We start from the raw sequence: 12,401 nt of genomic DNA, 5'->3' as shown, positions 1-12,401 counted from the left end.
CCTTGCCACCCAAGTTTGCGGCGTGTTAAAATGCGCCGACGCAAGCCCGCAGGAGAACACCCTTGGACTACCGCATCGAGCCTCTCACCCCGGAGCGCTTCGACGATTACGTCAAGCCCTGCTGGGTTCCCGGCGAGGAGCTCGAGGAGGGGGCCCGGCTGAAGCGGGATCTGGTCACGCGCCAGCTCGCGGAAGGGCTGATCGGGCGCATCCTCTACGTCGAGGGGAACCCGGTGGGCATCGCCGAGGCGCTGCCGCTGGAGATAGCGCCTTTTAAAATCGCCGGCGTGGACACGGCGGTGATCCACTGCGTCTGGGTCAAACCGGACTGGCAGGGTCGCGGGCTGGCCCGGGCGCTCATCGGGGAGGTTCGCCGGGCGGCGCACCCCAGCGCGCTGGCCGTCTTCGGCTTCGACTACGCCGGTTTCATGCCCGCCGAGTTCTTCCTCCATCTCGGCTTCACCGAGCTCGAGGAACGGGACAACATCAAGCTGTTGTACCTGCGCCCCGAGGGCGCGCCGTCCGACGAGCCGCCCCGGATAAGCTGGCTGCCCCGGAATTACCGGCCTGCCTTGAAACCGGGCAAGCTCGTCGTCGAGGTCTTCGTGGACCACCACTGCCCCTACGCCGCCCTCATCGCCGCCCGGGTCGTCTCCGCGGCCAGGGAGCTGGACTCCGAAAGAATCGAGGTCCTGGTCCACGACGTCAGCCGGCGCGAGGACACCCTGCGCCTGGGGAAATCCCTGGGCGTCTTCGCCGACGGCGAGGAGCTCTTCCTCGGTCCGCTGCCCCGTGACGAGGTCCTGGAGCTGCTGCGGGTCAAGCTGGAATCCCTGGAATAGGGAGGCCCGGGGAGCGGGGTGATTGGCGGAGCGCGAAGGTCCCCCTCTCCCGGCGGGAGGAGCGTTCACCCGCGGGATCGCGGGTGAGGGCCGCCATAGCCCCCTCTCCCTTCTAGGGAGAGGGTAGGGGTGAGGGTCGAGGGTGGAAGCGTAAAGCGGCGGGGAATAAAATCCCCGCCCTACATTACGAACCGCACGACACCCCGTAGGGGCGACCGTCCACGGTCGCCCGTTTGATTGCAACTCGTAGGGGCCGACCGACGGCGCACCGTTTAGGTCGGCCCGCGGGCGGGTCAGGAGACCCGCCCCTACGTCATCGCAGCCGCGCGATGTAGGGCGGCCCCCCCCAACGGGCCGGCTCTTTTATTACTCCACGACGTCGCGCGAGTCCACATCACCACCTGTCCCACGAAAAACCGGCCCTTATGGGCCGGCCCATTTTTACTCCGCAACATCGCCTGACCCTTCAAGCACTGCCCGCCTACTAAAAAAACCAGTCCCCAGGGCCGGCCCCCGGCGCTACTTCGAGGAGAGCGGTTCCGGCTTGGGGAGGAGCGGTTCGAAGCTGATGGGGTCTTCCAGCTCGGGGTTGAGCAGCCGGTCGCACTCGATCAGGTCGTGGGGGGCCAGCGGAATCTGTGTATCTTCCGTGACCTCGGCGGCGGCCGGGAATACGGGGAGGAGGCGGCGTCTGATCGGGTCCTGATCCCCCATGATGAAGAGCGCCGGGTCCACGTTCACCCCGTCGCGCAGAACCTCGTAATGGCAGTGGTTGCCGGTGGCGCGGCCGGTTGCGCCTATGGCGGCGATGACCTCGCCGCGGCGGACCACGTCTCCGGGCTTGACGAAGGCGCTGGAGCAGTGGGCGTAGCGGGTCTGGAAACCGTACCCGTGATCCACGCGCACCAGGAGACCATAGGCTCCGGCGAACCTTGCCACCACGACGACGCCGTCCGCGGCGGCCACGATCGGCGATCCGTGGGGCGCGACCAGGTCCACGCCGTTATGGAACTCGATCCCGAAGTTGATCGGATCGCGCCGGTATCCGAAACCGGACACGTTGCGGCCGTTGGGTACGGGGTTGATCGAGGGGAAGTGGACCAGCATGTCCTCCTGCCCACGGGTCAGCCGGACCAGTTCATCGAACTGGTTCACCTGGCGGTCGAGAATGGCCCGCGCCTGCAGAACCTCGACCTTCAGTTGGTTGCCCTCGGTCAGTGCCTGACCGAGCTCGGGACCGCCGATGCCGGTCTCGTCAGGCAGGCCGGGGGAAAAACCGCGCACCAGCCGCACGGCGTCGTTGATCCCTTCCAGTTCCGTCGCCTCATCCACCATGTACCGGAGCTGATCCTTGCCTCGGTTGAGGCTCTGCCGTTGGCGGATGTCGCGGTATGTCAGGCGGAGGAGCTCCCCGTGCTCGGAGAGGCGGACGAAGTAGAGGAAGGCGAAGATGACGACGCCGGTTATTGCGGCCAGAACCAGGACCCCCACGAAGGTGAGGAGCGTGGCGGAAAGCCGGGAACGGCGGATATCCCGTCCGCGGTGGTTCTCCACCAGAATCGTGAATCCCCGGAGCTTCAACGTCGCATCCCAGTTGGATCTATCCCGCTCCCAGGCCGAGTGCCCAATCCCTAGATTACCGTCAAGTCTAACACAGCGCCGTGGCAAGGACAATAGGACCGGAGGAAATTCTTAACCGGATTAACACCCACTTAATATATAGACCAAAAGGGGGACCTTGGCAAGCCCCCCCGAAAGTCATGAACGATGAAAAGGCATCCCGAAGCCCGTCCCGGCGCAATCCCCCCTACGTCTTTTTTTTGTGCGAGCGAACCTCGGCGATGATGAGGCTGAGGATGACGAGCCCGACCCCCACCACCACGCAGGTGTCGGCCGCGTTGAAGGTCGGCCAGGTGAAGCTGCCGAACTTGAAGTCCAGAAAATCCACCACGCCGCCCAGGCGGATGCGGTCCACGAGGTTGCCGAGCGCCCCGCCCAGGATGAAACCGAAGCCCCAGAGCTGCAGCTTGCTGATATCCCGGCCCAGGCCGAGCCAGGCGACCATAGCCAGGGAGACCAGGGCCTGGATCGCCATGAAGACGTAGGCCATGCCCGGCACGCCCCGCATGAATCCCCAAACCACGCCGGAGTTCTGACCGTGCACCAGGTTGAAGAAACCGGGAATGACTATCACACCGTGACGCTGAGGAATGGTCAGCGTGATGGCGATCTTGGACGCCTGATCAATGACGAGCGCCACCAGAGCGAGCCAGAGCGCCAGGCTCCGTCCCTTCAGCGTTTCCCCGAAGGATTTCCACCCCGGCCAGGGCATCAGCCCACCCCCAGCTCGCGGGCGCAGCGGCGGCAGACCTCAGGCTCCCCGGGCAGGCCCGGCACCAGCGTCTCGACGTGCCAGCAGCGCGGGCACTTGTCGCCTTCGGCCTCGGTTATTTTCAAACCGATAACGTAGTTCACGCCATCGAGAGTGTACTGAATCCACGGTGAGTTTATCTCCTCACCGGTTTCATCGGCCGGCTCATGGATTGCCAGTGAGGAGACGATGAACAGGTCCATCAAGTTTTTCTCACCACATTCTTTCAACCTCTCATAGGTTCCTCGCTCCTGAGGGATCAGCTCCACCGCGGCCTCAAGAGAGTTGCGCCCGGCAGACCTGAACTCCTCCATCCAGGTGTTGAATCCCGGAGTTCCATCCCTCGTCAGTAATAGGTGCTCCCACCGCTTGGCTATCTTTTCGTTTATCCACTCGGACAAGTCCGGCCAGTCGGCCAGGTGGACCGACGCCTCACGCTCGCCGGGCAACTGCTCCCAGAGCTCCTCGGCGGTGAAGACGAGAATCGGCGCCGTCAGCCGGGCCAGCGCGTCGGCGATGACGAAGAGCGCGGTCTGGGCCGCCCGGCGCTCGGGTGAATCCGCGGCCGAACAGTACAGCCGGTCCTTCAGCACGTCCAGGTACACTGCCGACAGGTCCACCGTGCAGAAGTTGTAGACGAGGTGGTACACCCGGTAAAATTCCAGGTTCTCGTAAGCCTTCGTCACCCTGTCCGCCACCTCGGCCAGCCGGTGCAGCGCCCAGCGGTCTATCTCGAAAAGTTCTGACTCGGCCACCGCATCCGCGGTCGGGTCGAAATCGTGGAGGTTGCCCAGGAGGAAGCGCCAGGTGTTGCGGATGCGGCGATAGGCGTCGGTGTTCCGCCTGAGTACCTCATCCCCCAGGCTGATGTCGCTCTTGTAATCGGCCGACGTGGCCCACAGGCGCAGGATGTCGGCGCCGTATTCACCGATGATGGTCTCGGGCAGGATGGCGTTGCCGAGGCTCTTGTGCATCGCCCGGCCTAGGGCGTCCAGCACCCACCCGTGCGTCAGCACCCGGCCGTAGGGCGGCTCGCCCTTCAGGGCCATGCCGGTCAGGAGCGAGACCTGGAACCAGCCGCGGTACTGGTCGCTCCCCTCCAGGTACATGTCCGAGGGCCAGACGAGGCCGTCCTGGGCGCGCTTGAGGACGGCGAGGTGGCTCACACCGCTCTCGAACCAGACGTCGAGGATGTCGGTCTCGCGCCTGAAGCCCCCGGCGCCGCACTTCGGACAGACCAGCCCCGGTGGGACGAGGCTCTCGATGGGCTCGGTGAACCAGGCGTCCGAGCCCTTCTCGGCCGCGAGGTCCCGGGCCAGGGCGGCCACCCGCGCGTCCAGCACCAGCTCGCCGCACACGGTGCAGTAGAGTCCGGGAATCGGCACCCCCCATCTCCGCTGGCGGGAGAGGCACCAGTCCGGGCGCAGCTCGAGCATGCTGGCCATGCGCTCCCGCCCCCAGACCGGGACCCAGTCAACCCGATCCACCACCTCCAGGCACCGCTTCCGCAGGTCGTCGTGGTCCACGTCCAGGAACCACTGTTCGGTGGCGCGGAATATCACCGGCTCCTTGCAGCGCCAGCAGTGGGGGTAGGAGTGGACGAGCTCCCCGGCGTAAAGGAGCGAGCCGTTGCCGCGCATGTGCTCGAGGATGGGCCCGTTGGCCTCGAAGACGTTCATGCCGGCCCAGAGCCCAACCTCGTCGGTGAAGCGCCCGGCGTGGTCCACCGGCACCAGCACCGGCAGATCGTGCTCCCGCCCGGTGTGGAAGTCCTCGGCCCCGTGCCCCGGGGCGGTGTGGACCAGCCCCGTACCCTGCTCCAGGGTGACGTAGTCTGCGGGCACGAAGACGGAATCACGCTCCAGGAAGGGGTGGCGGCACACCAGTCGTAAAAGCTCCTCACCCATGAGCGCATGAACCTCTTTCACCCCGCTCCACCCCAGGTCACGACAGACCTGGCCAAAAAGCCCCTCGGCGATGAGGTAGCGCTCCCCCGAGTGCTCCACCACCAGGTAGCGCAGCCGGGGGTGAACCGCCACCGCCACGTTGGCCGGCAGGGTCCAGGGGGTGGTGGTCCAGATGAGGGCGTACGCGCCGTCGTGGCCCCCCGAGAAAACACCGTCCGGATCGCGGACGACCGGGAAGCGGACGTAGATGGAGTGGCTGGAGTGGTCTTTATACTCCACCTCGGCGTCGGCCAGCGCCGTCTCGCAACTGGCGCACCAGAACACAGGGCGGAGCCCCTTGTAGACGTAACCCTTCTCCACCAGCCCCCGGAAGGCATCGAGCACCGTGGCCTCGTAATCGCGGTCCAGGGTCAGGTAGGGCCTCTCCCAGAGGCCGAAGACGCCCAGGCGCTTGAACTGGCCGCGCATGGTGTCCACGAAACCGAGCGCGAATTTTCTGCACTCCCGGCGCACGTCGCCGATGGACATCTCGCGGAATTTATCACCCAGCTCCCGGGCCACCTTGTGCTCGATGGGCATGCCGTGGCAGTCCCAGCCAGGCACGTAGGGGGTGTCGAAACCGCGCATGGACTTGTACTTGACGATGACGTCCTTGAGGACTTTGTTCAGCGCGGTTCCGGCGTGAACCTCGCCGTTGGCGTACGGCGGCCCGTCGTGGAGGATGTAGGAGGGCTTCCCCTTTGCTTTCTCCCGCAACAACGCGTAGATGCCGATTTCCTCCCAGTGGGCCAGTCTTTCCGGCTCCCTCGTGGGCAGACCGGCCCGCATGGGGAAATCGCTAACCGGCAGGTTGAGCGAGTCCTTATAGGTCTTCTCTCCCATCGTCGCACCCTTTTAATCGCAGAACGAATATACCCCACGCGAAACGAAGCAACGCCCTCGGCGTAACTGCGACGGCGAAGCCGTAAACCGAGCAGAGCGAGCTATGCCCCCGGCAAAAAGTAGGGGACAGGCTAGCAGGGGACGGGTTGGGTTGTCAAGCGGTTGTCCCGGGGGGACCATATATCCAGGGGGCCTCCGGGGAATCCATTCACTACGGTCCGATTGCGGGCGTTTCCCGGGAAGTAGTTTTTTCCAGCGCGAGACGCTCCTTCACCGCGTCCATCACGAAGGTGCTCGAAGCGAGGAATAAGAAGAAGGAACCGGCTATGGGTATGGTCAGGGGAAGAACGAAAATCGCGTCCACCATCCCCTGGATGAAGGTGAGAAGCCAGATGCTGCCGAGGGCGATGGAAAGGTAGCCGATGAACGTCCCGCGGTGCCGTATGCCGCCCAACGTGTACCTGCTCAGCTTGACGACGATGGTGATGAGGCACCCGAGCCCGATGAGCCCCGTCGAAAGAAGAGCGTAGATGAAGATGTTGTGCGGGTGCCTGGGGTAAAACCCGAACATGCGGAACATATACGGCATGACCGGGTTGAAATACCCCTCGAAGTTCGAGTGGCCGATTCCCCATACCGGACTATTCATCCAGAACTCGAAGGACCGGTACCACATTATCGGCCTGGCGAGCGATGAGGTGATGTCCGCCACCTGCCCCGCCGACTCGGTGCTAACCACGACCTGCTGAAGCTCCTGGGGGTCAACGAGCCCCGCCCCCCTGGACCCCAGGACCGGTATCGTGACGCAGAGGGCCACTGCCAGCGCGAGGGGGACAACCACCAGGTAGAGCTTCAGGCGCTTTTTGGGAGGCGGCAGCGCCAGGGTGAGAAACAGGATGCCGGCGGCCAGACCGAAGACGCCTCCGCGGGAGTAGGTGAAGATGGAGAGGACCGCCCCGGAAAGGGCCAGGACGAGTGAGAATACTTTCCAGCGCCAGTTCCGCCAGTAGAAGAACATGACGCTGTACAAAAGGGCGCAGGACGCGCTGAAGTAGACGAAGGAGTTGGGTGAGTAGAAGCTCCCGTCAACCCGGAACACGTCCGCGTACATCGATATGGACTGGCTCTCGTGGGAGAGGTCCGCCGTGTAGGTCACGCCCTTGATGAGCTCGAAGTACCCCGAGCCGAGGGAGTAACAGGCCCCCACGGTGAAGGCTTTGATCAGGCTCTCGAGCTCCCGCTCGTCGCGGATGTAGAGGCGGACGTAAACGTAGACCGTGGAGGCCAGGAGGAGGGGGATGAGCTCGAGCACCCCGTGGACGGCGAACCGGCTGACGAGGGTGGAGAAGATGATCGTGACCAGCCATATACCCAGCGGCTTGGAGAGCGGCGTGGGTTTAGGCTTCTCCCCCTCGTATCCCTGCAGCTTGTCGAGGACGATCACGAAGAGGTTGATGAGGAACATGAAGAGCGCGGGCGTGAAGTAGAACTCGTCGCTGCCGAACCGGAAAAGGAGGCCGAGGGGCATGAGGGCGACCAGAATCCTCGCCCACCACAGCCTCGCCTTCTCGTGGGCGAAGACGAGAAAAAGCGCCGCGGGCGCTATCAGGGCCGCCGTGGCCAAGAGCCCGATCATGAACCGGCGGGTGTAGGCGAAGTAGGTGAAGGTGAAGGCGACCAGGATGCACAAAAGGGCCAGGCCGGCCCAGCCGGCGAAGCGGTAGATCGGATGACGTTCCTTTAGTTCGAGCTCGCTCACGGCGTCCAGCGGGAGTAGCCGTAGATGTGGTCATTCCAGTACACGCCGTCCAGGTCGGAGTAGCGGACGCCGTCGGAGGAGTCGGCCTGAATGAAGCGGTCGTCCCCGGCGTAGATGCCTACGTGGCTGGGTCCGGCGCTGTAGGTGGAGAAGAAGACCAGGTCTCCGGGCAGGAGTACGTCGCGGGTGACGCGCCGCCCCTCGCGGTACTGGGGGCCGGCGGTGCGGGGGACCTCGATACCGTTCTGCTTGTAGACGCGCCACACGAGGCCGGAGCAGTCGAAGCCCGAGCTCGAGGTGCCGCCCCAGACGTAGGGCGAGCCCAGGTAACTCTCTGCGGTGGCCACGACGGCCTGGCGCCAGGCCTCGCCGGGACCGGCGGTCTCGAGCTCGACGTACCGCGCGGCGACCCACCCGGCGCGGCCGTCCTCGAGCTGAACGAAATACCAGCCCTCCCGGCGGCGGTACGCCCGGAAAGATGTGTCGGCGGAGAGGTGGGCGATGATGGCCGAGCCATCGGTGGCCTCGGTGCGCAGCGGGGCCCGGTTCGGCTGGGGGGTCTGGGGGGTGCCGGGGGGAGGGGTGCGGGGATTGGGCACCGCGCGCACGGAGCCGTCGTCGCGCTCCACCTTCCCCTCCGTGACGAGGGAAGAGGAGGGCACCCACCCGGCCAGGCCGTCCTGCTCGGTGAGGATGACCAGGCGCCACCCACCCAGCTCGGCCACGGCCTCGACCCGCTCCCCGGCCAGCCCCTCGCTCACCCGGCGGGCGTTGGAGGCCGGCGATTCGCGCACCGGGGTGGGGCTGGCGGCGAAAACGAGGGCCTCCTTCGGGGGCGGCTCCTCCCCGGGGAGCACGTGCGGCTCCAGGGTCGCCTCCTCGATGAGCCTAGCCTCGGTCTCCACCGCGACGACGCTCCCGGCGGGGATGACGGTGAGGTTGACCGACCAGGAGGGCGCCGAACCGGTAATGCCCACCGTGTAGCCCGAAACGCCGGCCTCCAGGTCCACCACGACCCGGGTCACGGCGGGATCAACGGAGTTCTGGGCGGCGCGGAGACCGGCCACCAGTCCGTCGCCCACGGTGGCCTCGAATTTGTTCGCGGGGAAGGATGCGTTTTCCAGGTCCAGGACCACGCGGTCGGGGTCGGGGAGCTCGAAATCCTTGTACGTGGGCTCGGTATCGGACTGGACTGCGACGCGCACCGTGCGGCTCTGTGGGTCGTAGTCCACCCTTTGGACGGTAGCCCCCAGCGCCGCGCCGCAGAATACAAAAAAGAGAATTTCCGCCCGGAACAAGCGCATTCGACTCCTCAGACGTCGGCCTCGTAGGCCCGCCGCAAGCAGGAAAGCACCCCGCCGTCCACCTCGCCCGCCTCGGCGAGCCTCAACTGGTGGGTGATCCGCACGCAGCCCAGATTCTTCGCCGGCTCCCACGCCCCGCCCGGCTCCTCACCGGGCAGCGCCAGACCTAAATAGATACCGTCCCGCTTCACCGCGATGACCGCGAACTGGTGCCGGCGGAAGAGGGAGACGTAGGTCCGGCAGGGATTGACACGCACGTCGGGCAGCTCGGCCCGAGCCCACTTCACCAGCCGGTCGTGAATCGGACGGAAGGCGGCCTTCGCCCCGGCGTACTGGGTGTCAACCAGCTCTTCGGACGTGGGCTCGACGCGGCCCTCGGTCTTCTCCGTCCCGGCGACGACGGCCCGGGCGTAGAGCTGGCCGAGGCCGTGATTTTCCTGGAGCCAGGCCGTACGCTCCCGCTTCCCCGCGGGTCCTGTCTTCTTCAGCAGGTCAACCCACCAGGCCAGGTCATGGCCGGTCTTGGCGGGGAAGTTGCGGACGATGGCCGCACGCTGCTCGTCCGGTGTCAGGCCCAATCTCTATCCCCCGTGGTATTCGGGCGACCCACAGGTCTCTGGCATTTACGATTCACCGCCAAGCCCAGGCCTACTTCTCCTCATCGTACCGGTAGCCGTACTCGGGCGCGGTCTCACCGGCGGCGAGGGCGGCGTCGTGGGCGATGAAGTCCCGCGACCCCGGGCCGTGCAGGTCGCAGTACGCCGTGGGCGCGGTGCCGTCAATGAAGTCCTCGCCTATCTTGTGCGGGCAGTCGGGGTTGGCCAAGAGCCCCGAGTCGCCGCAAACCACGTACCGCTGGAGCTTCAGCCCCTCGGGCACGGAGAACTCCTCGACGGGGTAGTTCTGGAGCACGTCGGCCATGTAGTCGCTCCAGAGGGGGACGGCATGGGACTCGCCGGTGGCGTTGTAGCCCAGGGAGGTGTGGTCGTCGAATCCGACCCAGACCGATGTGCAGAGCTGGGGGACGAAGCCGATGAACCAGCAGTCGCCCGCCTCGTTGGTGGTGCCGGTCTTTCCGGCGCAGGGGCGCTTTAAGGTGCGTCCGGCGCGGGCCGCGGTGCCGCCGGTCGTGGTGCCCTGCAGCATGGAGCGCATGATGAAGGCCGTCTCCCGCCGCAGGACCACCTCCGCCCGGGGGATGTTCTCCTTGATGACGTTGCCGTCGCGGTCCTTGATGAGCTTTATCGCCGTGGGCTCGACGTGGATGCCCAGGGTGGCGAAGGTGCCGAAGGCGCTGGCCATGTCCAGGGGGGTGACCTCGGAGGAGCCCAGGGCGATGGAGTATGTGTGGGCGATGGGGGTGCGGATGCCCATGCGCTCGGCATAGGTTCGCACCGGCTCGACGCCTAACTCCAGAATCAGCCGCGCCGCCACCAGGTTGATGGACATGGCGATGGCGGTGCGGATGGTCATCGGCCGACCCGAGTAGCCCATGGAGTAGTTGTGCGGGGCCCAGACCACGCCGTCGGCGTTGACCACGAAGGGCTTGTCCAGAAGGGTGTCGGCGGCGGTGTAACCGTTGTCTATGGCCGCGGTGTACACGAAGACCTTGAAAGCCGAGCCGGGCTGCCGGCGGGCGTACACGGCCCGGTTGAACTGGCTCTCGTCATAGTCCGACCCGCCCACCATGGCTTTGATGAAGCCCGTCCGCGGGTCTACGGAAACCAGCGCCGCCTGGGGGTAGGGTTTCTTCTCCAGGGACAGCTCCACCCGGCCCGTGGAGCGCACCAGGCTGGTCACCTTGACCGCTATCTCGGCGCCCTCCTGAATCTCCACCTCGGGCGGGTTGGGCCAGTGCCAGTAGAGGGGGGTGATGTCTATGCGGCCGGTGATGCCGCCGCCCAGGTCCACGTAGGCGAACTCGTCGTCCCGCTCGGTGACGATTCCGGAGCGGATCTGCCCCAGCTCCAGGTCCTCTATCTTGAGGTTGTCATTGCGGGGGTACGGCTTGTAGTTCCAGCGCTCCTGAACCCGCTCCAGCCCCTGGGCCACGTGCTTTTCGGCCAGCTCCTGCATACTCAAGTCCAGGGTGGTGTAGACCTTCATCCCCGCCTGATAGACGGCGTTGGAGCCGTACTCCTTCTCCAGCTCGGAGCGGATGTACTCCACGAAGTAGGGGGCCTTCGACTTGGTGCGGCGACGCTGGGCCAGCTCGATGGGCTGCGCCGCCGCCCAGGACCGCTCCTCCTCGGTGATGTACCCCACGTCGGCCATCATCAGAAGGACCGTGTTCCGTCGCAGCTTGGCCTGCTCGGGGTGGTAGTACGGCGAGTAACCGCCGGGGTTCTGGGGCAGCCCGGCGATGAGCGCCGCCTCGGGCAGGCTCAGCTCCCGCGCGTGCTTGCCGAAGAAGAACCGCGATGTGGCCTCCACCCCGTAGCAACCGTGCCCGTAGTAGATCTGGTTCAGGTAGAAGTAGAGTATCTCGTCCTTGGTGTAGGCCTTCTCTATCTGGACCGCCAGGATGGCCTCGCGGATTTTCCGCACCCAGCTCTTCTCCAGGGTGAGGAAGTAGTTTCGCGCCAGCTGCTGGGTGACGGTCGAGGCGCCCTGGCGCTTCTCACCGGCCATCAGGTCTATGAGTGCCGCCTTGCCGGTGCGCCATACGTTGATCCCCCAGTGCTCGTAGAAGCGCTGGTCCTCGATGGCCAGGGTTGCTTGGACCAGGTTGTCCGGTATCTCGCTCATCTGCACGACGTAACGTCGCTCTACGAGGAAGGTGGCGATCAGCTCGCCGTTGTCGTCGTAAACCTCGGTGGGCAGATAGCTCTCGAACTTCCACAGCCCGGAAATTTTCGGCAACCCGCCGGAGAAGGCGTGCACCAGACCGAGCCCCAACCCGATGATGAAAAAAGATGAAATGACGACGACGTATCCGGCCACCCGCCAGGAGAAAGCCCCCGTCCGGGCGCGGACCCCGGCCTTCGCCTCCACCCCGGGATGGGAGAGACCGCTCTCCAGGGTTTCGGGCACGGGACGCTGGAACAGGCGGCGGAACCACCCGCCGATCCGGGTGAACACATCGGCCCTGGCGTGCTTGGCTTTTACGGAACCCATCGGTCCTCGAACGGTTGGTAGTGTGACGGATCGGGGAAACGGTAAAGGGAGTCGGACGGCTATCCTACGACCCGTCTTGCACCACCGTTCCCCGTGGCGACCCCCCGATTATACCCCGTGGAACGCCCCCGGTTCAACACGGAGCGACCGGCACCCGGAGCGGTTCTTCCCGCGCGGCATCCAGTCGGGGAATGAAACACCGCAATCCGTTGATAATAT

At 65.5% G+C, this 12,401-nt stretch carries 8 protein-coding genes; 1 reads left to right on the top strand and 7 read right to left on the bottom strand.

Going from position 1 to position 12,401, the window contains the following annotated elements:
- Window positions 1-62 precede the first annotated feature (62 nt).
- Complete coding sequence (locus tag VM054_11365; GenBank protein HUT99657.1) at window positions 63-842, top strand: GNAT family N-acetyltransferase; 780 nt, start codon at window positions 63-65, stop codon at window positions 840-842.
- A 519-nt stretch (window positions 843-1,361) separates the two neighbouring features.
- On the opposite strand, the gene VM054_11360 is transcribed toward VM054_11365, so the two are convergent.
- The 7 genes from VM054_11360 to VM054_11330 form a co-directional block, all read right to left on the bottom strand.
- Complete coding sequence (locus VM054_11360) at window positions 1,362-2,423, bottom strand: M23 family metallopeptidase (GenBank protein ID HUT99656.1); 1,062 nt, start codon at window positions 2,421-2,423, stop codon at window positions 1,362-1,364.
- Between the two features lie 226 nt (window positions 2,424-2,649).
- Window positions 2,650-3,174 (bottom strand): signal peptidase II, encoded by a 525-nt coding sequence (lspA, locus tag VM054_11355; GenBank protein HUT99655.1) that lies wholly within the window; start codon window positions 3,172-3,174, stop codon window positions 2,650-2,652.
- Entirely contained in the window at window positions 3,174-6,002 is a 2,829-nt protein-coding gene (gene ileS / locus VM054_11350) for an isoleucine--tRNA ligase (GenBank protein HUT99654.1), read from the bottom strand. Before ileS ends, lspA begins: the two co-directional genes overlap by 1 nt.
- A 211-nt stretch (window positions 6,003-6,213) precedes the next feature.
- Window positions 6,214-7,761, bottom strand: a complete 1,548-nt coding sequence (locus VM054_11345) for an O-antigen ligase family protein (protein HUT99653.1) — start codon at window positions 7,759-7,761, stop codon at window positions 6,214-6,216.
- Window positions 7,758-9,065, bottom strand: a complete 1,308-nt coding sequence (locus tag VM054_11340) for an NlpC/P60 family protein (protein ID HUT99652.1) — start codon at window positions 9,063-9,065, stop codon at window positions 7,758-7,760. Before VM054_11340 ends, VM054_11345 begins: the two co-directional genes overlap by 4 nt.
- An 8-nt stretch (window positions 9,066-9,073) precedes the next feature.
- Window positions 9,074-9,643 carry a DUF5655 domain-containing protein gene (locus tag VM054_11335; protein HUT99651.1) on the bottom strand — a complete coding sequence of 190 codons (570 nt, stop codon included), beginning with the start codon at window positions 9,641-9,643 and terminating at the stop codon, window positions 9,074-9,076.
- Between the two features lie 70 nt (window positions 9,644-9,713).
- The gene (locus VM054_11330) at window positions 9,714-12,182 is read right to left on the bottom strand and encodes a PBP1A family penicillin-binding protein (GenBank protein HUT99650.1); all 2,469 of its coding nucleotides are present in this window, start codon (window positions 12,180-12,182) and stop codon (window positions 9,714-9,716) included.
- Window positions 12,183-12,401: the final 219 nt, after the last annotated feature.

It is taken from the genome of bacterium, from assembly GCA_035528375.1.
In the GTDB taxonomy this organism is placed as follows: Bacteria; RBG-13-66-14; RBG-13-66-14; order RBG-13-66-14; family RBG-13-66-14; genus RBG-13-66-14.
Note: the sequence above shows the minus strand (reverse complement) of the source record. Positions and strands in the feature narration are given on the sequence as shown.